The organism is Lactococcus sp. FSL K6-0773 (assembly GCF_038006485.1).
Classification (GTDB): domain Bacteria; phylum Bacillota; class Bacilli; order Lactobacillales; family Streptococcaceae; genus Lactococcus; species Lactococcus lactis.
The window spans coordinates 2,416,340-2,442,222 of sequence record NZ_JBBOVF010000001.1; the positions used below are offsets into that span (position 1 = coordinate 2,416,340).

At 36.7% G+C, this 25,883-nt stretch carries 19 protein-coding genes and 1 pseudogene; 17 read left to right on the plus strand and 3 right to left on the minus strand.

Annotated features, from left to right (window positions below; all coding sequences use genetic code 11):
- The first annotated feature begins 178 nt into the window (after window positions 1–178).
- Window positions 179–1,201, plus strand: a complete 1,023-nt coding sequence (gene adhP, locus MHB61_RS12305) for an alcohol dehydrogenase AdhP (protein ID WP_003130326.1) — start codon at window positions 179–181, stop codon at window positions 1,199–1,201.
- 20 nt (window positions 1,202–1,221) lie between these two features.
- Window positions 1,222–1,482, plus strand: a complete 261-nt coding sequence (locus MHB61_RS12310; protein WP_017864931.1) for a hypothetical protein — start codon at window positions 1,222–1,224, stop codon at window positions 1,480–1,482.
- 78 nt (window positions 1,483–1,560) lie between these two features.
- On the opposite strand, the gene MHB61_RS12315 is transcribed toward MHB61_RS12310, so the two are convergent.
- Window positions 1,561–3,012 carry a UDP-N-acetylmuramoyl-L-alanyl-D-glutamate--2,6-diaminopimelate ligase gene (locus MHB61_RS12315; protein WP_003130330.1) on the minus strand — a complete coding sequence of 484 codons (1,452 nt, stop codon included), beginning with the start codon at window positions 3,010–3,012 and terminating at the stop codon, window positions 1,561–1,563.
- Between the two features lie 209 nt (window positions 3,013–3,221).
- Here MHB61_RS12315 and MHB61_RS12320 point away from each other — a divergent pair, with 209 nt between their 5' ends.
- Window positions 3,222–4,895, plus strand: a complete 1,674-nt coding sequence (locus MHB61_RS12320) for a putative polysaccharide biosynthesis protein (RefSeq protein WP_003130331.1) — start codon at window positions 3,222–3,224, stop codon at window positions 4,893–4,895.
- Between the two features lie 68 nt (window positions 4,896–4,963).
- Complete coding sequence (locus tag MHB61_RS12325; protein ID WP_003130332.1) at window positions 4,964–5,269, plus strand: MGMT family protein; 306 nt, start codon at window positions 4,964–4,966, stop codon at window positions 5,267–5,269.
- Window positions 5,270–5,322: 53 nt separating this feature from the next.
- Here MHB61_RS12325 and pepO read toward each other — a convergent pair.
- Window positions 5,323–7,206: pseudogene (gene pepO / locus MHB61_RS12330) on the minus strand (endopeptidase PepO).
- 112 nt (window positions 7,207–7,318) lie between these two features.
- Window positions 7,319–7,993, minus strand: coding sequence for a helix-turn-helix domain-containing protein (locus tag MHB61_RS12335; protein WP_003130542.1), 675 nt, complete (start codon window positions 7,991–7,993; stop codon window positions 7,319–7,321).
- A gap of 232 nt (window positions 7,994–8,225) precedes the next feature.
- Between MHB61_RS12335 and MHB61_RS12340 the strand changes: the two genes are divergently transcribed.
- The 13 genes from MHB61_RS12340 to sufU all read left to right on the plus strand — a co-directional run bounded on the left by MHB61_RS12340 (window position 8,226) and on the right by sufU (window position 25,822).
- Window positions 8,226–8,834, plus strand: a complete 609-nt coding sequence (locus tag MHB61_RS12340; RefSeq protein ID WP_010906143.1) for a transcriptional regulator — start codon at window positions 8,226–8,228, stop codon at window positions 8,832–8,834.
- Between the two features lie 265 nt (window positions 8,835–9,099).
- Window positions 9,100–12,690 carry a DNA-directed RNA polymerase subunit beta gene (gene rpoB, locus MHB61_RS12345; protein WP_003130544.1) on the plus strand — a complete coding sequence of 1,197 codons (3,591 nt, stop codon included), beginning with the start codon at window positions 9,100–9,102 and terminating at the stop codon, window positions 12,688–12,690.
- Between the two features lie 108 nt (window positions 12,691–12,798).
- Window positions 12,799–16,422 carry a DNA-directed RNA polymerase subunit beta' gene (gene rpoC, locus MHB61_RS12350; RefSeq protein ID WP_014570699.1) on the plus strand — a complete coding sequence of 1,208 codons (3,624 nt, stop codon included), beginning with the start codon at window positions 12,799–12,801 and terminating at the stop codon, window positions 16,420–16,422.
- A 144-nt stretch (window positions 16,423–16,566) separates the two neighbouring features.
- A complete protein-coding gene (locus tag MHB61_RS12355; RefSeq protein WP_003130548.1) occupies window positions 16,567–17,475 on the plus strand; it encodes a diacylglycerol/lipid kinase family protein in 909 nt (302 codons plus the stop codon).
- Between the two features lie 147 nt (window positions 17,476–17,622).
- Window positions 17,623–18,309, plus strand: a complete 687-nt coding sequence (locus tag MHB61_RS12360) for an amino acid ABC transporter permease (protein ID WP_004255158.1) — start codon at window positions 17,623–17,625, stop codon at window positions 18,307–18,309.
- The gene (locus MHB61_RS12365; RefSeq protein WP_004255171.1) at window positions 18,309–19,043 is read left to right on the plus strand and encodes an amino acid ABC transporter ATP-binding protein; all 735 of its coding nucleotides are present in this window, start codon (window positions 18,309–18,311) and stop codon (window positions 19,041–19,043) included. Before MHB61_RS12360 ends, MHB61_RS12365 begins: the two co-directional genes overlap by 1 nt.
- A 129-nt stretch (window positions 19,044–19,172) precedes the next feature.
- A complete protein-coding gene (locus tag MHB61_RS12370; RefSeq protein WP_137015969.1) occupies window positions 19,173–19,874 on the plus strand; it encodes an adaptor protein MecA in 702 nt (233 codons plus the stop codon).
- A gap of 2 nt (window positions 19,875–19,876) precedes the next feature.
- Window positions 19,877–21,208: an MraY family glycosyltransferase gene (locus MHB61_RS12375; RefSeq protein ID WP_004255177.1), complete on the plus strand. Its 1,332-nt coding sequence runs from the start codon at window positions 19,877–19,879 to the stop codon at window positions 21,206–21,208.
- Window positions 21,209–21,382: 174 nt separating this feature from the next.
- Entirely contained in the window at window positions 21,383–22,153 is a 771-nt protein-coding gene (sufC, locus tag MHB61_RS12380; protein ID WP_004255181.1) for a Fe-S cluster assembly ATPase SufC, read from the plus strand.
- A gap of 134 nt (window positions 22,154–22,287) precedes the next feature.
- Window positions 22,288–23,547, plus strand: a complete 1,260-nt coding sequence (sufD, locus tag MHB61_RS12385; RefSeq protein ID WP_370566514.1) for a Fe-S cluster assembly protein SufD — start codon at window positions 22,288–22,290, stop codon at window positions 23,545–23,547.
- On the plus strand, window positions 23,547–24,764 hold the full coding sequence (locus tag MHB61_RS12390) for a cysteine desulfurase (protein ID WP_004255189.1): 1,218 nt from the start codon (window positions 23,547–23,549) through the stop codon (window positions 24,762–24,764). Before sufD ends, MHB61_RS12390 begins: the two co-directional genes overlap by 1 nt.
- Window position 24,765: 1 nt before the next feature.
- A complete protein-coding gene (locus MHB61_RS12395; protein ID WP_004255194.1) occupies window positions 24,766–25,248 on the plus strand; it encodes a hypothetical protein in 483 nt (160 codons plus the stop codon).
- Window positions 25,249–25,363: 115 nt separating this feature from the next.
- Window positions 25,364–25,822, plus strand: a complete 459-nt coding sequence (sufU, locus tag MHB61_RS12400; protein WP_004255197.1) for a Fe-S cluster assembly sulfur transfer protein SufU — start codon at window positions 25,364–25,366, stop codon at window positions 25,820–25,822.
- Window positions 25,823–25,883 lie beyond the last annotated feature (61 nt).

The window sequence follows — 25,883 nt, forward strand, 5'->3', positions numbered from 1 at the left end:
TAAAAGAAGAAAAAAAATCACAAATGACTCATAAAAATTGATAACGAATGGTTCAAAGATTACATTAAAAGAACTAAGATGTTTTTGTTACTTTAAATGATACAAAATGAAGTGAAAAGTGATATAATAAAACAAAAGAATGCGTTTACAAAATTTTATATATAGAGGAGACTTTCTTATGAAAGCAGCAGTAGTAAGACACAATCCAGATGGTTATGCGGACCTTGTTGAAAAGGAACTTCGAGCAATCAAACCTAATGAAGCTTTGCTTGACATGGAGTATTGTGGAGTCTGTCATACCGATTTGCACGTTGCAGCAGGTGATTATGGCAACAAAGCAGGGACTGTTCTTGGTCATGAAGGAATTGGAATTGTCAAAGAAATTGGAACTGATGTAAGCTCGCTTCAAGTTGGTGATCGGGTTTCAGTGGCTTGGTTCTTTGAAGGATGTGGTCACTGTGAATACTGTGTATCTGGTAATGAAACTTTTTGTCGAGAAGTTAAAAATGCAGGATATTCAGTTGATGGCGGAATGGCTGAAGAAGCAATTGTTGTTGCCGATTATGCTGTCAAAGTTCCTGACGGACTTGACCCAATTGAAGCTAGCTCAATTACTTGTGCTGGAGTAACAACTTACAAAGCAATCAAAGTATCAGGAGTAAAACCTGGTGATTGGCAAGTAATTTTTGGTGCTGGAGGACTTGGAAATTTAGCAATTCAATATGCTAAAAATGTTTTTGGAGCAAAAGTAATTGCTGTTGATATTAATCAAGATAAATTAAATTTAGCTAAAAAAATTGGAGCTGATGTGATTATCAATTCTGGTGATGTAAATCCAGTTGATGAAATTAAAAAAATAACTGGCGGCTTAGGAGCACAAAGTGCAATAGTTTGTGCTGTTGCAAGGATTGCTTTTGAACAAGCGGTTGCTTCTTTGAAACCTATGGGCAAAATGGTTGCTGTGGCACTTCCCAATACTGAGATGACTTTATCAGTTCCAACAGTTGTTTTTGACGGAGTGGAGGTTGCAGGTTCACTTGTCGGAACAAGACTTGACTTGGCAGAAGCTTTTCAATTTGGAGCAGAGGGTAAGGTAAAACCAATTGTTGCGACACGCAAACTGGAAGAAATCAATGATATTATTGATGAAATGAAGGCAGGAAAAATTGAAGGCCGAATGGTCATTGATTTTACTAAATAAATATAAAAGAGGCGATGCAGATGAATTCAAAAAATTTGGTCAATTACTCAAGTGATGAATTTAACAATCTTTCGCAATTTCAACAAGAAGAAATTACAAACAATTTTAAAGAAGCTATTTTGTACAAAATGAAAGAAAAAAATTTGCATATCGATGAGGTAAGTGAAAAAGCTGGCTATTCTTCACGGAATCTTTCAGCATTACTTTATTCGGATACTGTAAGTTATGAAACTCATGCGGAATTACAAAGAATTCTTGCTGTTGTTAATTCTTTTGCCTAGTCAGAAGAAAAAGAAAAAACGACTCCTATTGAGTCGTTTTTTTATGATTAATTTACTGACAGAACTTTTGTCAGTAAATTAGAGATATTTTTGAGCAGCAGCTGTATCTCCAATATAAGGTTGACGTTTTCCGTCTTTTAATTGGAACATATCAGTCCCTTTTCCAGCGATAATCACAGCATCGTCAGTACTTTTAGTTTTACTGACAGCTTTTTTTATTGCCAATTCACGGTCAAGTTCAAAATCAAGTGTGCGACTGACAAAAGAAGCAATCTCGTCAGCAATTATTTTAGGGTCTTCTCGATTTGAATCATCAGTAGTTAAAATGACATCAAGTCGCGGATGTTTTTCAATCACTTGTCCGAAATCTTTCCGGCGACTTTCGCCTTTATTTCCGGTTGAACCAAGGACTAGAACAAGCTGACCAGCATGGTGTTCTTCAACAACTTCAACAAGATTTTCTAATGACAGGCCGTTGTGAGCATAATCAATATAGATGTGAGCGCCATTTTTGGCAGTAAGAAGTTCCATGCGTCCTGGAACAACAGCAAGAGCTAAACCGTCATGGATATTTTCTAATGAAGCGCCTAAAGCTTTAGTTGCTAATGCTGTAGCTAAGGCATTTTCTTGGTTGAAGCGTCCTAATAAGCGAATGTCAAATGCTCCACTGACAGAACCGTCAGTAACAAAATGAAGTCCTTTTGATTCAATAATTTTATTTTCAGAATCAGCACCATAGAAAGCATGTGGAATTTTACGTTCCTTAAGTTCCTCTTTAATGATAGCAAAGTGATTCATTTCGGAATTAGCAACAAAATAACGTGAATTTTTGAGAAGTTGACGTTTGCAGTAAAAATAATCTTCAAGCGTTGGATGTTCAACTGGGCCAATGTGGTCAGGAGAAATGTTTAAGAAAACTCCAACATCAAATGTTAAACCGTAAACCCGTTCTGTTTTGTAAGCTTGGCTTGAAACTTCCATGACCAAATGTGTCATTCCATTTGTCAGAGCTTTTGCCATCATTTCTAGTAAATCAAGACTTTCAGGAGTTGTCAATTCTGATTTAAAATAATTTTTTCCATCCAAAGTTGTTTGGGCAGTAGATAAAAGTGCAGTTTTGCCACCGTTCATTTTGTCAAGTATTGCTTTAGCAAAATAAGCAGAAGTGGTTTTTCCTTTTGTACCAGTCAAAGCTAAGGTTTTGAGTTTATTTTGTGGAAAATCATAAAAGCTTGCAGCGATTAAAGCCATTGCTCGTTTAACATCAGTGACAATAATTGCTGGGAGAGCTACTTCATAATCAAATTCTGAAACATAAAAAGCAGCTTCTAAGTCTGTTAAATATTCTTTTTTAAAATTCAAACCCTTGGCAAAGAAAAGGGTATTTTCTGTTGATTTTCGTGAATCATAAGAGAGTTGGTCAAAGTTTACTTCCTTTGGCCAGTTGAAATAATATTCTCCAGCAGAAGAAATCTCACGGAAATTATTATCTTTTTTTAGTATTTCTATAACTTGTTCAAGCCTAATCATGTGAGGAATGCCTATTTATCGCTAAATTCGCGATACCTTTCTAAAACAAGGAAACTAAGGGAAAAATCCCATTACCCTATATTATAGCACAAGCCAAGAGCTGGTGCATGTCCCATTTGTTTATAGATGGTAATAGATGACATCGTGAATTAATGATCTAAAACCATTCTTTTATTGTCAAAATACAGAACTTAGGGTAAAATGGAACAATGGAAGATTCAGAAAAAATAATGAATACAGGTCAGCAGTCACCAAAAACGGCTGCAAAATCAAAAGATCAGATGCTCTCTGGTGCTGCTTGGCGGACTGGTGCGGACATGATTGGGAAAATACTAGGGGTAATTTATATTATTCCTTGGTATGCTTGGATGGGGCGTTTTGGTAATGAGGCCAACTCCCTCTTTAGTATGGGTTATAATATCTATGCTCTTTTCCTATTGATTTCAACAGTGGGGATTCCGGCGGCAATTGCGCGTGAAGTGGCTCGCTATAATACATTAGATGACCCTAACATGGCTTACCGGCTCGTTCGGCAAATGCTCGGAGTGATGCTGGTTCTTGGAATTGTTGCGTCAGGGCTCATGTTCTTTCTTGCAGGTCCACTCTCAGCCCTTGTTGGCGGTAAGGATAGCGCAGATTTAATTCCAGTCATGAAAAGTTTAGCATTGGCTGTCTTGATTTTCCCTTCAATGTCAGTTATTCGAGGATATTTCCAAGGTCTGAATCAGGTGAAAGCTTATGCGATGAGTCAGCTTTTGGAACAAATTGTTCGGGTCATTTGGATGCTAGCAGCAACTTTTGCTATCATGAAGTTAGGTTCGCATAATTGGCAAAATGCCGTGACACAATCTACCTTGGCTGCTTTTATTGGGATGTTAGGTTCCTACGCTGTATTATTCTATTACTTACAGAAATCAGGAAATCTTAATAAATTAATTAATCCTGGTCCTGTAAAATCTAAAATTAATGCTTTAGAAATTTTTAGATCAACATTACACACAGCCATTCCATTTATTGTCATTGGTTCAGCTATTCAAATTTTTAAAATTATTGATAACTCAACCTTTATGAATATGATGCCTTGGGTAACAAACTATAGTCATAATGAATTGCTTGTTCTGATGAGTTATTTCTCAGCAAATACTGATAAATTAACGATGGTCTTGTTGGGTGTCGCATTGACGCTTGGTTCTGTTTCAGACCCTCTGATTACAGAGCACTATGTTCAAGGAAATCGGCGTGAACTTGCAACGTTAGTAGGTTATAATTTCCAATTATACGTTGGTTTTATGCTTCCTGCCGTGATTGGAATGTCACTATTGACTAAACCGATTTATACAATTTTCTACCAAATTCCTTCTGGATTACAAAGTAGTTTGTTTGTCTTTGCTATTTTACAAACCTTCTTGTTGGGACTTTATATGATTGTCTATCCTCCACTGACAGTAATGGACCATAAACGTTTGGCAATGCGAATCTTTACCTTGACTCTTGTCATTAAATTAGTTTTGCAAGTTCCAATGATTCTTATTTTCCATACTTATGGACCTTTACTTGCGACCACTGTTTCATTCTTAGTTGGTGTTTTCTTATTCATTAGAAAACTACATGAGTTAACTCATTTTTCAATTAAGAATACAGTTCGCAGAATTCAAGGGGCAACTTTACTGACAGGATTTATGGCTATTGTGGTTATTATTGTTGAAATCATTTTAGGTTTTATTTTCGGTAAGAGCCCAGGTCGAATTGCCTCAGTATTTATTGCTGCCATTGCCGGTGGTGCAGGATTTTATACTTATCTCTGGTTTGCTGCTAAACTTGGACTTCTAGAAAAATGGTTTGGTCCAAGAGGTTTGTCACTTCGTCGAAAATTACATATCTAATAAAAAATAAGTCTGTCAGTAAAAAAGTTACTGACAGACTTATTAATAAGAGTTAAAAAGGATAATAAATGGCAGAAATTACCGAAAATACAAAAAAGATTTTAGAAGTTATTCTAAATTTAAAAGAGGGGCAGGTCATGAGTTATCGAGATGTGGGAGCTTTAGCTGGATTGCCAAATGGTGCACGGCAGGTTTCTAGAATTTTGCATTCGATGTCTAAAAAATATGAACTGCCATGGTGGCGTGTAGTGCGTTCTGACAGAACAATTGGATTGCCAGAGCCTGCTAAAAGTGAGCAAATGGAACTTCTAAAAAAAGAGGGAATTTCTTTTACAGCTCAAGGGAAAATAATTATTGAAGATGAACTGCTCTAATAAATAAAAAGTACTTCTATATTTTAGAAGTACTTTTTGTATTCAATTAACTATTACCAAATTTTAAGACGATTTTCTGGTGCACGATACATCTTATCAGTTTCTTTAACATCAAAAGTTTCGTAAAACTCTTCGAGATTTGTTGGAGGAATATTGGCACGAAGTTTAGCGGGTGCATGAACATCCATTGACAAAAGCATTTGTTGGAATTCTTTACTTGCTTTCATGCGCCAAATCTTAGCCCACTGACTAAAGAAAGCCTTCAAATCAACGTCTTTCTCATCTTTAGCTGCTGTCAGTGCCGCTGTAATTCCTCCTTGGTCAGCAATATTTTCTGACACAATGAGTTTTCCGTTTGCTGGACCAGCTTCGGTTTCTACGCCGTCAAAGAGTGCAATCATTTCTTTTTGCTTTTCTTCAAAAGCTTCATAATCTTCATCTAACCACCATTTGTTCAAATTTCCTTCTTTATCGAATTGGGCACCGTTGTTATCAAAAGCGTGAGAAATTTCGTGAGCAATAACTGTGCCGATTCCACCATAATTTTGTGATGAAGATTGTTCAAGAGAGTAAAAAGGAGCTTGCAAAATTGCTGCTGGAAAAACAATTGTATTACTATCAGGACTATAATAAGCATTGACCATATGAGCAGGCATATGCCAGCTTGTTTTATCAACATCTTCTGAGAATTTTTCAAAAGTTCGAGCAGTCAAAATTTCATCGAATTTAAGGGCATCTTCATAGAGAGAGCCAGAAGTTGTTTTTAAACGACTATAAATTTCAGGCAATTTATCTGGGAAACCAATGAAAGGAGTAATAGCATCCAATTTTTCAATGGCTTTTTCAGCTGTTTCTTGACTGAGCCACTCATTTTTAGACAAACGCGCTTGGTAAACTTTAATCATTGCAGTGACCATCCGTTTGACATCGGCCTTAGCAGCTTCACCAAAATATTTTTTACCATAGAATAAACCAATCACTTGGCTAAAATAAGACTCAGTCAAATCAAGTTGATGTTTTTCTTGACTTCTTGCTTCTTGAACATTTGAAAGGAAACGTCCATAAGCTCCACCAAGAATTCTAAGGTCTTCATTGAAGAAAGAAGTAGCGCCACGTGCAATTTTTGTCAGCATCCAAGCTTTAATGAGTGACCAATTTTCTTCATTGATAAGTGAATCAAACGATTCATAAAAACGATCTTCGTAAACAATGACTTTATCAGGTTCAGTTTTTACTAAATCTTTAATTAAAGATTTTAAATCCAGGTTTTTAACTTTACTGACAAAGCTGTCAGTAGAAATTGGATGATAGAGTTCAGCATATTTTGCCCACTCTTCAGAAGTATTTGCTGATGGAACTAAAAGAGCATCGAATTTAAGGGCAGACTTTGCAATCTCTTCTGCATTTTCAACATCAAATGTCTTTAAAATTTCGCTTGTATTTTTAGCCCAAAAATCAAGTAATTCTTTTTTTCTAGGGTGTTCATCATTATAATAAGTGGTATCAGGTAAAATCAAGCCCGGGCCAGAAAATCCAAGAGAATAGTGAATAGCATCTTTCATATCAGGTTCAACACTAAAAGAAAACGGAAGAGGTGCCTGTGAATGGAAAACGAGTTGAGTCAAATTATTTTTAAAATCTTCAAAAGTATTTAAAGTTTCAACTTTAGCAAGTTCATTTTTTACGGCAGAAAAGTCCGCTTTTTCTCTGGTTTGCCAATCTCCTGCTTTATTATAAAATTTGATTGCTTCAAGCAACTCTGGATTATCAGTAGGTAGGTTTTGTGATAAATCAGCTAAATCTTTAGCCAAATTTTTCTCATTTTTTAGTACTAATTCATCAAAAGCTGAAATTCTTGGTTTGTCTGCAGGAATTTCTGCATTTTCTAACTATTCAGCATTAACAGTAGCGAATAAATCATCTTGAATCCTTGTCATATCGACCTCCTATTATGGATATTTTTTATATTATATCATACTTACAAAAAAGCGCTGACGAATTCCATCAGCACTTTTTAACAGCAATTTGAAAATTAATGTAAACTCGTAATTAAATAGTTCTGAAACGATAAATTTTAGCAATTTTGCCAAAAAGTTCAGGGACTTCGGCAAGGCTTCCAGCATCACGGCTTAGACAAGTAAGCTTTTCATCTTTTACTGAAAGCTTGGCAAAATGGTCATGTTGCAACAAGAAATTATGGATCAGCTCTGCAAAATTTGCGTCAGTAAATTTTACAAAAAGTAAATCTCCATTACCAGGAGCTTCCGCATCTAAAGGACCCCCAACGAGTTCAAAAACTGCATCGTAATCATCAGGAAGTTGCTTTGTGAGCAGTTTGATTGTTTTGCGGCTTTCTTGTAGCGCCCAAGTATTATCACCACAAAATACAAATTGTTCAGTACTCAAAGAAATGGGCTCTCTTTCAAGAAGTTCAAGCTCATCAATTCGATTTTGAATATAATTTAACAAGTTTTGTTTATTATCTAATGTAAGATATTCAAACAAAAGCTTTGCCTTATTATAACTGTACTTGTCATCTTTACCAAGAAGGGATTCAGTTGTGACATTAAAATAATCAGCAATTTCTGTCAATCTTTTGGCAGAAGGTTCTTTTCCCAAGCGATAATTAGCAAGGGCGTTTCTGGGATATCTCAACTCTCTTTCGACCTGGTTGAAAGATTTCTGAGAATCAATAACTAAAGTTTTTAGACGGTCATAGAACATTAAAATCACCTCAACATGTATTGAATAAATATTTTTAACATTTGTAACAAATACATTATATCATATAGTTATTAGATATAAAATACCTAAAACTTAAAAAATAGCAATATTTAAGTTAAAAACTTAATTTTTGCAAATTCGTTAACAAAATTGACATCTATAGCGTTATATGGTATTATAAAAGTAATCATAGGAATACTCAAAATGCTTTTTGAGAAGAGAAAGGGAAAAATTGAAAGAAATTTATGACAAAATCCAAGACATAAATATTATTTTGAAAAGATCATTTATTGACCTTGGAAAACCATTAGCTTATCAAGAGGTGGTAGAGAAAAGTGCCAAAGTTTTAGAGTCTAGCCTTTTTATCATAGATACCAAACGAAATTGTTTAGGTTATGGTTTTACTGATTCTGATAATTCTTATCAGGATGATATAAACCTCCAAAATTTTTTTATCTATCAAAAAATATCAAAAGATATCTCTAGTCAACTATTAAATCACTACGAAATGAGCGCAAGCCTACCAATGGCCCAATCAATTTTAGAACCAGTGAAAGAAATTTCGAGCAAATTTCCAAATAAATTTCTCAGCTTTCTACCTATAGAAGGAAATCATTTGAGATTGGGAACCCTTTTTCTACTGACAGATTCTCCTCTGGAAGAAGAAAAGAGAATATTGGTAGATTTTTTATCAACATTCATAGGGAATCAAATGTCTTATATCATGCTGGCAGAACTGGAAGGGCAAAGACGAAATGAAACCTTTGTTTCTTTAGTTCAATCATTATCTCGTTCAGAATTAGAAGCATTTAAAAGCATCATTGAAAAAATAGACCGTTAAACTAGAAAAAGCTTGAAAATTTTCATATAAAATAGTATAATAGAAATAATGGTTTGTCAGCAAAATCTGTGGGATATATTGTCCCCATAGGCTTTGTAAGCAACGAAACACTACTGTTTTCGTTGCTTTTTTGGCGTCTTTTATATTGAATAAACCAGAAAAGTTATAAAAAAGACAAACTACAGACTTTTCGGTTTTTTTAATTAAAAATTCATCAAAAACACAGACTTTTTTAATCAAATCTAAAAAATAGAGGAGAAAACACTTGGCAGGACATGACGTAAAATACGGTAAACACCGTACAAGACGCAGTTTTTCACGTATTAAAGAAGTAATCGGTTTGCCAAACCTCATCGAAGTTCAAACATTAAGTTATAAAAACTTCCTCGATGAAGGTCTTGCAAATGTCTTCAAAGAAATGTTTCCAATCGACAACTTTGCGGGTACAATGGAACTCGAATTTGTTGGTTATGAAATGAAAACCCCAAAATACACTGTTGAAGAAGCTCGCGCACATGACGCAAACTATTCAGCACCTATCTATGTAACCTTCCGTCTTGTAAATAAAGAAACTGGTGAATTAAAAACACAAGAAGTCTTCTTTGGTGACTTCCCACTCATGACTGAAATGGGGACATTTATCAATAACGGTTCAGAACGTTTGATCGTTAGCCAATTGGTACGTAGTCCTGGTTCATACTTCCATCTTAAAGCTGATAAAAACGGTCTTGAAAGTTTTGGACATACAACCATTCCTAACCGTGGAGCTTGGTTTGAGTTAGATACAGATGCTAAAGGCATTGGTTATGTTCGTATTGACCGTACACGTAAATTAACTTTTACAACTATGCTTCGTGCGCTTGGATTTGGTTCAGATGAAGAAATCCTTGAATTGTTGGGCGAAACTCAACTTTTAACAGACACTATTGCAAAAGATGTTCATAAAAACCCAGCTGACACGCGTGTAGAAGAAGCGCTCAAAGACATCTATGACCGCTTGCGTCCAGGAGAACCTAAAACAGCAGATAGCTCACGTGGCTTGCTTGTTGCTCGTTTCTTCGATCCAAAACGTTATGACTTCGCACCTGTTGGACGTTACAAATTTAACAAGAAATTAGCGCTTAAAAATCGTTTGCTTGGTTTGACTTTGGCTGAACCAATTGTTGACCCAGAAACTGGTGAAATTCTTGTTAATACAGATACTCTTGTTACTCGTGATGTGCTTGATTTAATCGAACCATTGCTTGATAACGGTCTTGGAAACTTTGTTGTTGAACCATCTGACGACGCTGTAATTCCAGAACCAATTACTTTGCAAAGTATCAAAGTTTATTCACCTAAAGATCCAGAACGTGTTGTTACATTGCTCTCAAATGGTAATCCTGATGCAGAATGCCGTGTCTTGACACCAGCCGATGTGATTTCAAATATCAGCTACTGGCTTGGTCTTGCTGAAGGAATTGGTAAAGTGGACGATATTGACCACTTAGGTAACCGTCGTATCCGTTCAGTAGGTGAATTGCTTCAAAACCAAGTACGTATCGGACTTTCACGTATGGAACGTGTTATTCGCGAACGTATGTCATCTTCAGAAAATGAAAACATCACACCGCAAGGTTTGATTAACATTCGTCCTGTAACAGCTTCAATTAAAGAATTCTTTGGTTCATCACAATTGTCACAATTTATGGACCAACACAATCCTTTATCTGAGCTTTCACACAAACGTCGTTTTTCTGCCTTAGGACCTGGTGGTATCTCACGTGACCGTGCTTCATATGAAGTACGTGACGTTCACTATACTCACTATGGCCGTATGTGTCCTATTGAAACACCTGAAGGACCAAACATCGGTTTGATTAACAACTTGTCATCATATGCCAAAGTAAACGAATATGGTTTCATCATGTCACCATACCGTCGTGTTGACCGTGTGAATGGTGTGGTTACTGACGAAGTTGAATATTTAACTGCCGATGAAGAAGACAACTATACTGTTGCCCAAGCAAACTCACCATTGACTGAAGATAGCCGCTTTGCTAACGAAACAGTTATGGCTCGTCATACTGGTAACAATATTGAAGTTGAAGCTTCAACAGCAGACTATATGGACGTTTCACCTAAACAGGTTATCGCCGTTGCTGCTGCATGTATTCCATTCTTGGAAAACGATGACTCCAACCGTGCCCTCATGGGTGCCAACATGCAACGTCAAGCAGTTCCATTGATTGACCCACATGCACCTTGGATTGGTACTGGTATGGAACATCAAACTGCTCGTGACTCAGGTGCTGCGCTTATTGCAAAACATGCTGGTGTTGTTGAGTATGTTGATGGTAATGAAATTCGTGTTCGTCGTACTTCTGGTGAACTAGATATTTACAATATTACAAAATATCGTCGTTCAAACTCAGGAACTTCTTATAACCAACGTCCATTGGCTCGACTTGGAGAAAAAGTTGAGAAAGGGGACATCATTGCTGATGGACCTTCTATGGAAAATGGAGAAATGGCCCTTGGTCAAAATCCACTTGTTGCCTATATGACTTGGGAAGGTTATAACTTCGAGGATGCGGTAATCATGTCAGAACGTTTGATTAAAGACGACGTTTATACATCAATTGCCATCGAAGAATATGAATCAGAAACACGCGATACAAAACTTGGCCCTGAAGAAATTACTCGTGAAATTCCAAACGTTGGGGATGAAGCACTCAAAAACCTTGATGAATCAGGAATTATCCGTATTGGTGCTGAAGTTAAAGATGGCGACTTGCTTGTTGGTAAAGTAACCCCTAAAGGTGAAACTGATCCAACACCAGAAGAACGTTTGCTTCGTGCAATCTTTGGTGAAAAAGCTCGTGAAGTTCGTGATACATCACTTCGTGTTCCTCACGGAGGTGGCGGTATTGTTCATGACGTTCGTGTATTTACACGCGAAAATGGTGATGAATTGCCATCAGGTGTGAATAAACTTGTTCGCGTCTTCATTGCTCAAAAACGTAAGATTCACGTTGGGGATAAAATGGCCGGACGTCATGGTAATAAAGGGGTTGTTTCAAATATCGTTCCAATGGAAGATATGCCTTACTTACCAGATGGTACACCTATTGATATCATGTTGAACCCACTTGGGGTACCATCACGTATGAATATCGGACAAGTTATGGAGCTCCATTTAGGTATGGCTGCTCGTACACTTGGAATTCACATTGCAACTCCAGTGTTTGATGGAGCATCTGATGAAGATATCTGGGATACCGTTAAAGAAGCTGGAATGGCTGATGATGCGAAAACAGTCCTTTATGACGGACGTACTGGTGAACCATTTGATAACCGAATTTCAGTCGGTGTCATGTACATGATTAAACTTCACCACATGGTTGATGATAAACTCCATGCTCGTTCAGTTGGTCCTTACTCACTCGTTACACAACAACCGCTCGGTGGTAAAGCGCAGTTCGGTGGACAACGTTTTGGGGAAATGGAAGTTTGGGCACTTGAAGCCTATGGTGCTGCCAATGTTCTTCAAGAAATCTTGACTTACAAATCAGATGACGTGATTGGACGTACGCGCGCTTATGAAGCTATTGTTAAAGGTGAACGTATTCCTAAACCAGGTCTTCCTGAATCATTCCGCGTATTGGTTAAAGAGTTACAATCACTTGGTCTTGATATGAAAGTCCTTGATGCTGACCGTAATGTTCTTGACTTACGTGAATTGGATGAAGATGAAGTAATGACTCGTCCAGATAATACAGAAATTACTCCTGAAATGCTTGAAGCACAGGAAGCTATTGTTGCACAAGCAGAAGCTGAAGAAGAAGCTTTGATTAACGCTGATACTGAAAAATAAGATTTTGTAATTAATATTTTGAGATAGATTTACTGACAAAAATTTCTGTCAGTAAATCTCTAATCTCATAATCGTCTAGCGTTAAATTTATTAGAAGTGGAGAAAGAATTGGTTGATGTAAATAAATTTGAGAGTATGCGTATTGGTATCGCATCTCCACAAAAAATTCGTTACTGGTCATTCGGTGAAGTTAAAAAACCAGAAACAATTAACTATCGTACACAAAAACCTGAACGTGAAGGACTCTTTGATGAACGTATTTTCGGTCCTCAAAAAGACTGGGAATGTGCTTGTGGAAAACTTAAAGGTGTTTTCTACAAAAATCAAGTCTGTGAACTTTGTGGTGTTCAAGTAACAACTGCAAAATCACGTCGTGAACGTATGGGACATATTGAGCTTGCTGCTCCAATTTCACACATTTGGTACTTCAAAGGAATTCCATCACGTATGGGACTTGCTCTTGATATGAGTCCACGTGCACTTGAAGAAGTGATTTACTTTGCAAGTTATGTTGTGATTGATCCTAAAGAAACTGATCTTGAGAAGAAACAACTCTTGACTGAACGTGAATATCGTGAACAACTTTTGAAAAATGGTTTTGGTTCATTCGTTGCAAAAATGGGTGCTGAAGCGATTCAAGATTTGTTGAACGATGTTGATATTGATAAAGAAGTTTCTGAACTCAAAGAAGAGCTCAAAACAGTTACTGGACAACGTCGTGTAAAAATTATTCGTCGTTTGGACGTTTTGTCAGCTTTCAGAAAATCAGGAAATGCTTTATCTTGGATGGTCTTAAACGTATTACCAGTTATTCCACCAGATTTGCGTCCAATGGTTCAATTGGATGGTGGACGTTTTGCCACATCTGACTTGAATGACTTATACCGTCGTGTTATTAACCGTAATAACCGTTTGAAACGTTTGATGGAACTTAATGCTCCAAATATTATCGTTCAAAATGAAAAACGGATGCTTCAAGAAGCTGTTGATACTTTGATTGACAATGGTCGTCGTGGTCGTCCAATCACTGGTGCTGGTAACCGCCCATTGAAATCTCTTTCACACATGTTGAAAGGGAAACAAGGACGTTTCCGTCAAAACTTACTTGGTAAACGTGTTGACTATTCTGGACGTTCAGTTATCGCTGTAGGTCCAACACTCAAAATGTACCAATGTGGTGTTCCGCGTGAAATGGCGATTGAGTTGTTCAAACCATTCGTAATGGCTCAACTTGTTAAGAAAGAATTGGCTGCTAATATTCGTGCGGCTAAACGTAAAGTTGAACGTCAAGATTCTGATGTTTGGGATGTACTTGAAACAGTTGTTAAAGAACACCCTGTTCTTCTTAACCGCGCACCTACGCTTCACCGTTTAGGTATTCAAGCTTTTGAACCTGTCTTAATTGATGGTAAAGCCATCCGTCTTCACCCACTTGCTTGTGAAGCCTATAACGCCGACTTTGACGGTGACCAAATGGCCATTCACTTGCCATTGTCTGAAGAAGCACAAGCTGAAGCACGTCTTTTGATGCTTGCTGCTGAACATATCTTGAACCCTAAAGATGGTAAACCAGTTGTTACACCATCTCAAGATATGGTCCTTGGTAACTACTATCTTACTATGGAAGAAAAAGGTCGTGAAGGCGAAGGAATGATTTTTGCAACTCCTGAAGAAGTTGAAATTGCAATGCGTAATGGTTATGTACATTTACATACTCGTATCGGTATCGCAACAAAATCACTCAACAAACCTTGGACAGAAAACCAAAAAGATAAAATCTTGGTAACTACTGTTGGTAAAGTTATTTTCAACTCAATCATTCCTGAAGGAATGCCTTACTTGAACGAACCAACTGATGTTAACTTGACAACTTCAACTGATGACCGTTTCTTTATGGATGCTGGTCAAGATATCAAAGAAGTTTTGGCTGGAATTGATACTGTTCGTCCATTCAAAAAAGGATATCTTGGAAATATCATCGCTGAAGTCTTCAAACGTTACCGTACAACAGCTACATCTGAGTACCTTGACCGCTTGAAAAACCTTGGTTACCACCAATCTACTTTGGCTGGTTTGACTGTGGGTATCGCTGATATCCCTGTTGTTGAAGATAAACATAAAATCATCGATGCTGCACACAAACGTGTGGAACAAATCACTAAACAATTCCGTCGTGGTTTGATTACTGATGATGAACGTTATAACGCTGTTACAGGTGTTTGGCGTGATGCAAAAGAAGCCCTTGAAAAACGATTGATTGATGAACAGGATTTGACAAACCCAATCGTTATGATGATGGACTCTGGAGCCCGTGGTAATATCTCTAACTTCTCTCAACTTGCTGGTATGCGTGGTTTGATGGCCGCTCCTAATGGTAAAATCATGGAATTGCCTATCATCTCAAACTTCCGTGAGGGTCTTTCTGTCTTGGAAATGTTCTTCTCAACTCACGGTGCCCGTAAAGGGATGACCGATACGGCCCTTAAGACAGCCGACTCTGGTTATCTTACTCGTCGTTTGGTTGACGTTGCCCAAGATGTTATTATTCGTGAAGACGATTGTGGAACTGACCGTGGACTTGTAATTTCTGATATTGCTACTGGTAAAGAAATGGTTGAACCACTCTTTGAACGTTTGGTAGGTCGTTATACTCGTAAATCAGTGCTTCATCCAGAAACTGGTGAAATGATTATTGCTGACGACACTTTGATTTCTGAAGATGTTGCCCGTAAAATTATTGATGCTGGTGTTAAAGAAGTAACTATCCGTTCAGTATTTACATGTAAAACTCCACATGGTGTATGTAAACATTGTTATGGTATCAACTTGGCAACAGGTGATGCTGTTGAAGTTGGTGAAGCTGTTGGTACAATCGCCGCTCAATCAATCGGTGAACCTGGTACTCAATTGACAATGCGTACATTCCACACGGGTGGTGTTGCGTCAAGTTCAGATATCACTCAAGGTTTGCCTCGTGTTCAAGAAATCTTTGAAGCACGTAACCCTAAAGGGGAAGCAATCATCACTGAAGTAACTGGTACAGTTGAATCAATCGTTGAAGATCCTGCTACACGTACTCGTGAAATTACTGTTAAAGGTAAAACAGACACTCGTAGCTACACTGTAGGTATGGCTGATGTCTTGATGGTTGAAGAAGGTGAATTTATTCACCGTGGTGCACCTTTGATTCAAGGTTCTATCGAACCTAAACACTTGCTTCAAGTTCGTGATGCCTTGTCAGTTGAAACTTACTTGCTCGGTGAAGTACAAAAAACTTACCGTTCACAAGGGGTTGAAATTGGTGACAAACACATCGAGGTAATGGTTCGCCAAATGCTTCGTAAAGTTCGTGTCATGGATAATGGTTCAACTGATATCCTTCCAGGTACTTTGATGGATATTTCTGACTTTGAAGCTTTGAATGAAACTGCACTCTTGAATGGTGAAATGCCTGCAACTGGTCGTCCAGTCTTGATGGGTATTACTAAAGCCTCTCTTGAAACAAATTCATTCTTGTCAGCTGCATCATTCCAAGAAACAACTCGTGTCCTTACTGATGCCGCAATTCGTGGTAAAGAAGATCACTTGCTTGGTTTGAAAGAAAATGTTATTATCGGTAAGATTATTCCTGCTGGTACAGGTATGTTCCGTTACCGTAACATTGAACCTTTAGCTGATTTAACAAATGCTCCAGAAGTAGAAGAAGTTGAAACAGAAACTGTGGAAAACTAATTTTAAATCTAGAAAATAAATAAAAATTACTGACAGAATTTCTGTCAGTAATTTTTTTATTTTTGTCAGTAACTTTTTTTATTAAATTTACTGACAAAATCATTAAAAACATAAAATCTCTGTCATTTTTGGTAAAATAATTCTATGACTTATTATCTCCTTGCAAATCCCAATTCTGGTGCAGGTAAAGGTGCGCGGACTTTGGAGACTTTGATTCCATATTTGGAAAAAAATAATTATGAATATCGACTTTTTAAAACTAAAGCTGCTGGAGAAGAAGGCGCTTTGGTCAGACAAATATTAGACCTTAAAAATCCGGATGACCACTTAGTTATTATTGGTGGGGATGGTACCATTTCACTTGTCATTAATGAACTTCCAGAAGAAGAGGCCTTTTCTTATATTCCTTCAGGTTCTGGCAATGATTTCGCCAGAAGCTTAAAGTTGAAGCTTGACCCAATTGAATCTTTTGAAGCTGCTCGTAGAGGAATTAATCATGAGATTTTTATCATGAATTATCAATCTAAAGGATTGAGTGGCTATGCTCTAAATAATATTGGAATTGGTTTAGATGCAACTATCGTGAAATCTGCCAATGAAGGAAAGCTTAAACAAGTGCTTAACAAATTGAAATTGGGAAGTTTTTCATATATTTTGACTGCCTTGCACGTTTTGATAACTAAAAAACCATTTCCAGCTTTAATTGAAGTAGAAAATCAAGAAATTTCACTAGAAAATGCCTTTCTGATGACTTTTACCAAACATCCATACTTTGGAGGTGGAGTAAAAATTTCTCCTGAGGCCACCAATGAAAATGCAGATATTCACCTTGTTGAATATAATAAACATCATTTATTACGGACTTTTTCATTAATTCCAAGTGTTCTTCGTGGAATGCATTTAAAACATCCCTTATTTTTACACCGAGTGAGTCCTCAGTTTTCCGTAGAATTAGCAGAAAGTCAACCAGTCCAAATTGATGGAGAAATTCATGAGTTAGTAGCTGCTGACAGACTTTCAATCAGTACTGAAAGAAGAATGATTATTTACTGACAGAATAAAAAAACTCCAATTATGGAGTTTTTATTTATTTTCAATTAATTATTATACATTAATTGTTGTATTTTTATACTTTTTATATTATAATTATGCTATTGTTTTTTTATAAAAATAGAAATTATAAAACAGAAAAGAGAAAATATGAACTTTGATTTTTTACCGAAATATCTGCCCTATTTTAATGACGGGATGATTGTCACAATTTTGATTTCAGCTTTCGTGGTTTTGATTGGAACACTCTTAGGGATTGTCACAGCCCTTGCCAAGATTTCTAAAATTGCTCCTTTGCGCTGGTTGGCAAATATCTATATTGAAATTTTCCGTGGAACACCAATGCTCGTTCAAATTATGCTTGGTTTTGGCTTAATGGGAAGTCTATCTTTACCAACCTTTCAAGTTGGGATTTTACAACAAGATTTGGGGCGCTTGATTCCAGGGATAATTGTAATCTCACTGAATTCGGGGGCTTATATGGCGGAAATTGTTCGGGCTGGAATTGAAGCTGTTCCTCTTGGTCAAAAAGAAGCCGCCTATTCATTAGGAATTCGGCCAAGACAAGCGATGGCAACCGTTATTTTACCTCAGGCTTTGAGAAACATTCTACCAGCCGTCGGCAATGAATTTGTGACAATTATCAAGGACAGCTCGCTTCTTTATACAATTGGAGTAATGGAAGTTTTCAATGGTGCACAAACAGTAGCAAATTTGACTTATCAAACCATTAGCCCGATGTTATTTGTAGCTCTCTACTATTTTGTAGTCACTTTTGTTGTCAGTCGCTTACTTGTTTTATTTGAAAAGAAACTCGGGAAAGGATATGCAAAATAATGAATGAATATTTAATCGAAATAAAAAATCTGCATAAATATTTTGGAAAAAATGAAGTCTTAAAAGGACTTGATATCCAAATAAAAAAAGGTGAAGTTGTTGTGATGATTGGCCCCTCTGGCTCTGGGAAATCAACTTTTTTAAGAACGATGAACTTATTAGAAAAGCCAACAGATGGTCAAGTCTATTTTGAAGGAGTTAATATTGCTGATAAATCAGTGGATGTCTTCAAACACCGAGAAAAAATGGGGATGGTTTTTCAACAATTTAATCTATTTCCTAATATGACAGTCCTTGAAAATCTATGTTTGGCTCCAGTTAAAACGGGTAAAATGACCAAAGAAGAAGCTAAAAAAACGGCGGAAGATTTACTTCAAAGAGTTGGACTCTCAGATAAAGCAGAGGCTTATCCACAAGCATTGTCAGGTGGGCAACAACAAAGGGTAGCTATTGCTCGTGCTTTAGCCATGAACCCAGATGTGATGCTTTTTGATGAACCAACATCAGCACTTGACCCTGAAATGGTTGGTGAAGTTTTAGCCGTGATGCAAGAACTTGCCAAAGAAGGCATGACAATGGTTGTTGTAACCCATGAAATGGGATTTGCTAAAACAGTTGCTGACAGAGTTTTGTTCATGGCTGATGGAACAATTGTTGAGCAAGGAAAACCGGCTCAAGTTTTTGATTCACCAAAAGAAAAAAGAACACAAGACTTTTTAGCAAAAGTCCTATAATTTAAAAGCTTATAGTTAAAGAGAATATCAAAAAAACGGCATGTCTGCTGTTTTTTTTCTGGTCTGTGGTATAATACTAATAAGGCTGGTAAAGTGATAGAAGACAAATTATAGAAAAGAGAAAACAAAATGAAATATGAGGATATAAACGAAAATACTATAAAAATCACCTTGTCTTTTGATGATTTGACAGATTATGATATCAAATTATCAGACTTTTTCGGAAATCAAGAAGTCATTGAACAATTTTTCTATGAATTGGTTGATGAGCTTGGTTTAGAAAATCGCTTTGGAAATGTGGGAATGTTAACTTTCCAAATCCAACCTTTTCCTCAAGGTGTTCATATGATTGTTCATGAAGAATCGATGCTAGGTGAAGGTGGAGAAATTCCAGATGACCCAGAAGAGTTTGAAGAATTGATGACTGGTTTTTATAATAAATTAAATGAAATAGGGGCAGATATGGCGCGCGAGCGAGGAATTACTGATTTTAAACCTGGGCTTGGTTTACCAGGAACAAAAAAAGACGAAGCTGAACAAGAGCCAGATTTTATTTATTACTCTATTCGTTATGAAGATATTATGTCTGTCTTAACAGGAATAAAAAATGTGAAGTTTGCTGATGAAGAATCAGAGTTTTATCGTTATGATGGCAATTTTTATCTTGTTGTTTTGGATAATCAAAAAGAAAAAGGCAAGATGCATGTCGAAAGTACCCGTTCACGAATGATGGAATATGGGGAAGCAACAAAAATGAGTCGAGAATTTTTGCAGGAGTATGGTGAATGTCTTATCGCGACACGTGCTTTAGATGTTCTTAGAAAAATCTAAATATGGTTGATACATTAAAAGAAATCCCCTTTGCACTTAAGTTCCTAATTGTTATTATTATCACTTTTGGTATCTCTGTGATTTTAACGCCAATTATGACTTTTGTGTCCAAAGCAATTGGTGCGGTGGACAAGCCTAACGAGCGTCGTGTGAATAAAAAACCAATGCCCTCTGCTGGAGGTTTGGTCATTTTCATTGCTTTTGCGATTGCGACCTTGTTTATTCTGCCACATATTGTTCATAACCAGCCTCCCATTCATTCGCAACCTCCAGTACATGGCGCAAGTCATCAGCCAATTCAGCTAGTCAGCTATTTTAGCTACATTTGGCCCTTTATTGTTGGTGCTGGAATTGTTGTTTTGACTGGTTTGATTGATGATATAAAAGAAATTTCACCTAAAATGAAACTTTTAGGATTGACAGTTGCGGCGAGTTTTATTTGGTTCTTTACCAACGCCCGCTTTGATAATTTAAAAATTCCTTTCGGGGGGCCTTTACTAATCTTTCCTGCTTGGTTATCCTTTATTTTTACCGTTTTTTGGATACTTGCGATTACTAATGCAATAAATTTAATTGACGGATTGGACGGACTAGCAAGTGGAGTATCAATTATTTCACTGACAACAATGGGAATTGTTTCTTACTTTTTCTTACCAAGTCCAAATGTATTTTTACCGATTACCATTTTTATAATGGTGGCTGCAATTATGGGATTCTTTCCTTATAATTATCATCCAGCGATTATTTATCTGGGAGATACGGGAGCCCTATTCCTTGGTTTTATCATCTCGGTTGCTTCTTTGCAAGGATTAAAGAATGCAACGGCTGTAGCCGTTTTGACTCCTTTACTAATTTTAGGAGTACCAATTACGGATACAATTATGGCAATGGTTCGTCGGAAACTTAATCGTCAATCGATTGCAACGGCTGATAAACGACATCTTCACCATCGCCTAATGGCACTTGGTTTTACTCATCATGGAGCTGTTCTAGTCATTTATGGAATTGCATCAATATTTGCATTTATCTCCATTCTTTTGCAATTTTCAAGTCGTATCGGTGGGATTCTCTTAGTGATTGCTTGTCTCTTTGGATTGGAAATATTTATTGAACTTGTTGGAATTCTAGGCGAAAATCGGCAGCCAGTCTTAAAAGCACTGAAATTTGTTGGAAATTCTAGTTATCGTGATAAAGTTCTCCATTCTGATGAAGATGCAGATATAGATGAAAATGAAGAAGATATTGGAAATCATTCAATGATAGATGAGGAAATTGATGAACCAACACAAGAATTCCCAATTCAAAATTATCGTAGAAGTCGAAATAAAAAATAAGAAAAACCTCTAATTTTAGAGGTTTTTTGATATCTAAAAATGCCTGTTGTCATTTATTATTTATATTGCGATTAATAAAAATAATGTATGCGAAAATAACAAATTTTGTCAATTTTTTGTTAGAATAGAGACTATAAATGTCAAATACAATTGACAATTCAAAGGAGCGAAAAAATGGCTACACTTGAAATTAAAAATCTTCATGTGGCGATTGAAGATAAAGAGATTCTCAAAGGGGTCAATCTAGTCATCAACACCAATGAAATCCATGCGATTATGGGACCTAATGGGACTGGTAAATCAACATTATCTGCTGCAATTATGGGAAATCCTAATTATAGCGTGACACAAGGAGAAGTTCTTTTTGACGGTCAAAACGTTTTAGAAATGAGCGTTGATGAAAGAGCTCGTCTTGGACTTTTCCTTGCCATGCAATATCCATCTGAAATTCCAGGAATTACGAATGCAGAATTTTTGCGAGCAGCAATGAATGCTAAACGTGCTGAGGATGACAAAGTTTCTGTTATGGAATTTATCAAAAAATTGGATAAAAATATGGAAGTTTTGAGCATGAAAGAAGAAATGGCTGAGCGCTATCTCAATGAAGGCTTTTCTGGTGGTGAAAAGAAACGTAATGAAATCCTTCAACTTTTGATGTTAGAACCAACTTTTGCCATTCTTGATGAAATTGACTCAGGACTTGATATTGATGCTTTAAAAGTTGTTGCTAAAGGTGTTAATTCAATGCGTGGTGAGAAATTTGGGGCATTGATTATTACCCACTATCAACGTTTGCTTGATTATATTACACCAGATGTTGTCCACATTATGATGGATGGTCGTGTGGTGAAAACAGGTGGCGCAGAACTAGCTAAACGTCTAGAAACTGAAGGATATGTCAATATCGCTGAGGAACTTGGATTAGAATATAAAGAAGAAGTTTAAGGAAAGGAGATAGTAAGTTATTTTTGCTTACTGACAGAGCTGTCAGTAAGTCTAAAATTCATTAATTTAGTGACAGAATGTTTTGTCAGCAAATTAATGAATTCAGTTAAGAAAATGCAAACTTGCTAATATTAATTATGAATCAAGAAATCTTAAACTTTTCACAAATGCATGCTGAACCAGCTTGGTTATCAGATTTACGTCAAAAAGCTGCACTTGAATTTGAAAATCTAGAATTACCTAATATTGAACGAGTAAAAATTAATCGTTGGGGCTTAGACCATTTAAGCATTTCTGAAAACGAAGAAATTGGATCTGTTCCTACTTTTACGGAAATTCCAAATCATCCTTTGCTTGTTCAAGTCGGAAGTCAAACAGTTATGGAACAAATGACACCAAATTTGGCTGAACAAGGCGTAATTTTCACAGATTTCAATTCAGCTTTAACCGAAATTCCTGAACTACTTGAGGAAAATTTTGGTTCTGTGGTTCCATTTAATGAAAGTCGTTTAACAGCAGCAAATACTGTGACATTTAATTCTGGATTAGTTCTTTATGTTCCAGATGGTGTGGAAGTACTTGAACCCATTGAATCAATTTTGATGCAAGAGGGTTCATCAGAAGTTCCTTTTAATAAACGAATTTTAATTATCGTTGGAAAAAATGCCAAAGTTGACTACCTTGAACGTTTGGAAACAAGTGATGAGCAAAGCTCAAAGGCAAAAGCAAATATTGTCGTTGAAGTAATTGCAAAGGCAGGGGCTCAAGTCAAATTTGCAGCCATTGACCGTTTAGGAGAAAATGTTACAGCTTCAGTTGTTCGTCGCGGATTGATTGGTGATAATGCAACAGTTGACTGGTCCGTTGGTGTCATGAATGATGGAAATGTTGTTGCTGACTTTGATAGTGACCTCAAAGGGAATGGTTCTCATTCACAAATTAAAGTGGTTGGGATTTCAACAGGTCATCAAACGCAAGGAATTGATACAAGAGTGACTAATTTTGGTCTAAATTCGGTTGGTCATATCTTGCAAAATGGTGTAATTCTTGATAAAGGAACTTTGACATTTAATGCCATTGGTCATATTATCAAAGGGGCGAAAAATGCGGATGCTCAACAATCTTCTCACGTTTTAATGCTTTCTGATAAAGGACGAGGAGATGCAAATCCAATTCTCTTGATTGATGAAAATGAAGTAACTGCGGGTCACGCAGCTTCTGTTGGTCAGGTAGATGAGGAAGATTTATTCTATCTTCAATCTCGTGGACTTGATGAAGAAACTGCTAAACGACTTGTTATTCGAGGATTTCTCGGTTCAGTTGTCAGTGAAATTCCTGTCAAATCAGTCCAAGCAGAATTTATTGAAACTATTGAAAGAAAGCTGGGCATGTAATGCTTGAAGGCATCAAAAAAGATTTTCCAGTATTGAATCAAATTGTTAATGATGAACCTTTGGTCTATTTGGACAATGCGGCAACGACTCAAAAACCTTTGAAGGTTTTGGCTGCGATAAAAGATTATTATGAAAATGATAATGCTAATGTCCACCGTGGTGTTCATACTTTGGCAGAGCGAGCAACTGAAAAATACGAAGCGGCGCGTGAAAAAGTCCGTCAGTTTATCAATGCTAAATCAACAAAAGAGGTTTTGTTTACTAGAGGAACAACGACTTCAATCAACTGGGTTGCTCAGTTTGCCGGGCAAATCTTAAAAACAGGGGATGAAATTGTCATTTCGATTATGGAACACCATTCTAATATTGTTCCCTGGCAAGAGGTTGCTAAGAAAACTGGAGCAATCTTAAAGTTTGTCTATCTTAAAGATGGTCAGCTAGATATGGATGATTTACGTAAAAAAATCACTAATCAAACTAAATTTGTATCGATTGCTCATGTTTCTAATGTATTAGGGACAATTAATCCAGTAGAAGAAATTACCAAAATTGCTCATGAACACGGTGCTTACATGGCGGTTGATGGTGCACAATCTACACCACATATGGCGATTGACCTTCAAAAAATGGATGTCGATTTCTTTGCTTTCTCAGGTCATAAAATGATGGGACCAACTGGAATTGGCGTTCTTTATGGCAAAGAAGAACTTCTAAATCAATTTGAACCTGTCGAATTTGGGGGAGAAATGATTGATTTTGTTTATGAAAGTCATTCAACATGGACAGAACTTCCTTGGAAATTTGAAGCTGGCACACCTAATATTGCGGGTGCTATTGCTTTAGGAGCTGCAATTGATTATATTCAAGAGCTTGGGATTGACCAAATTCATCAGCACGAAATTGAATTGATTGATTACCTAATGCCAAAACTTCAAGAAATTGAAGGCTTAAAGATTTATGGACCGAAAGATAATGTAAAAAGAGGCGGTCTAATTGCTTTTAATATTGAAGGACTTCATCCACATGATGTCGCAACTGCCCTTGATATGGAGGGGGTAGCTGTAAGAGCTGGTCACCATTGTGCTCAACCTTTATTGAATTATCTCGAAACTCCGGCAACTGCTAGAGCAAGCTTTTATCTTTATAATACAAAAGCAGATTGTGATAAATTAGTTGAAGCACTTAAAAAAACAAAGGAGTTTTTCAACCTTGATTAATATGCTTAATTGGGTCGCCTCCCTCCCACTTTGGTTGGCAACCACATTTTTATTTGTTGTTGTTTTCTTTAGAGCTCAATGTACTTTTTGGTTAGGAAAATTGAGTTATCATGGAATTTTGAAAACGAAGTGGGGCAAAAAACTTGAGAAAAATTCAGAGACTTCCGCTGGAATTTTAGCCATTCAAAAAATGGGTTGGCCAATTATTCCTCTGTCTTTTTTAACAGTCGGTTTTCAAACTGCTGTTCAATTTGGCGCTGGCCTAACAAATTGGTCTTGGTATAAATACACATTGGCTGCGATTCCAGGTTACTTAGCTTGGGGATTTATCTATGCCTCCGGAGGACTAAGCCTATTTCGTTCACTCGTTCAGGGTTCGATTGGCTTACTCATTCTATTTATCATCATCATTTTAGCTGTGGTAATTGCAGCAAACCTCATCCTTCGTTATATTCGTAAAAATGGAATAAAAACGGATGATTAGAGAACAAGAATAATCAAAAAGTTACTGACAGAAATTTTATAAGTCATTAAAGAAGGCTGTCAGTAACTTTTAGAATTTATTTTTATCAATATTAAAATAAAGAAAGTGTGAAAATGTGGCTTTATCTAAATTAGATAATCTATATCGTGCAGTAATTCTTGACCACTCATCAAATCCACGTCATGCTGGAGAATTACAGACAGGATGTATGGTTGACCTCAACAATCCAACCTGTGGTGATGTGATTCGCCTGACTGTTGAATTTGAAAATGATGTCATTTCAAACATTGCTTTTAGTGGCCATGGCTGCACAATCTCAACAGCTTCAGCTTCAATGATGACCGTTGCTGTTCTTGGAAAAACAAAAGAAGAAGCAAAAGAGCTAGCAACTATTTTTTCAGCAATGGTGACCGGTGAAACTGACGAACGACAAGAAAAACTTGGAGATGCTCAGTTTCTTGCAGGGGTTAGTAAATTTCCAGCTCGAGTAAAATGCTCCACTCTGGCTTGGAATGCCCTAAAAAAAGCCATTGATGTTGGTGAAGCACAAGAAACAGTAATTCATGGCGAATAGCTAAAAGTTACTGACAGATTTTTTATCAGCAAATAAAAACTCGTCAGTAAAACTGATGAGC

What these genes read in the sequence shown, in the direction of transcription:
- adhP (WP_003130326.1), top strand. Translation starts at nt 179, where the DNA reads ATGAAAGCAGCAGTAGTAAGACACAATCCAGATGGTTATGCGGACCTT.
- MHB61_RS12310 (WP_017864931.1), top strand. Translation starts at nt 1,222, where the DNA reads ATGAATTCAAAAAATTTGGTCAATTACTCAAGTGATGAATTTAACAAT.
- MHB61_RS12315 (WP_003130330.1), bottom strand. Translation starts at nt 3,012, where the DNA reads ATGATTAGGCTTGAACAAGTTATAGAAATACTAAAAAAAGATAATAAT.
- MHB61_RS12320 (WP_003130331.1), top strand. Translation starts at nt 3,222, where the DNA reads ATGGAAGATTCAGAAAAAATAATGAATACAGGTCAGCAGTCACCAAAA.
- MHB61_RS12325 (WP_003130332.1), top strand. Translation starts at nt 4,964, where the DNA reads ATGGCAGAAATTACCGAAAATACAAAAAAGATTTTAGAAGTTATTCTA.
- MHB61_RS12335 (WP_003130542.1), bottom strand. Translation starts at nt 7,993, where the DNA reads ATGTTCTATGACCGTCTAAAAACTTTAGTTATTGATTCTCAGAAATCT.
- MHB61_RS12355 (WP_003130548.1), top strand. Translation starts at nt 16,567, where the DNA reads ATGACTTATTATCTCCTTGCAAATCCCAATTCTGGTGCAGGTAAAGGT.
- MHB61_RS12360 (WP_004255158.1), top strand. Translation starts at nt 17,623, where the DNA reads ATGAACTTTGATTTTTTACCGAAATATCTGCCCTATTTTAATGACGGG.
- MHB61_RS12365 (WP_004255171.1), top strand. Translation starts at nt 18,309, where the DNA reads ATGAATGAATATTTAATCGAAATAAAAAATCTGCATAAATATTTTGGA.
- MHB61_RS12370 (WP_137015969.1), top strand. Translation starts at nt 19,173, where the DNA reads ATGAAATATGAGGATATAAACGAAAATACTATAAAAATCACCTTGTCT.
- MHB61_RS12375 (WP_004255177.1), top strand. Translation starts at nt 19,877, where the DNA reads ATGGTTGATACATTAAAAGAAATCCCCTTTGCACTTAAGTTCCTAATT.
- sufC (WP_004255181.1), top strand. Translation starts at nt 21,383, where the DNA reads ATGGCTACACTTGAAATTAAAAATCTTCATGTGGCGATTGAAGATAAA.
- MHB61_RS12390 (WP_004255189.1), top strand. Translation starts at nt 23,547, where the DNA reads ATGCTTGAAGGCATCAAAAAAGATTTTCCAGTATTGAATCAAATTGTT.
- MHB61_RS12395 (WP_004255194.1), top strand. Translation starts at nt 24,766, where the DNA reads ATGCTTAATTGGGTCGCCTCCCTCCCACTTTGGTTGGCAACCACATTT.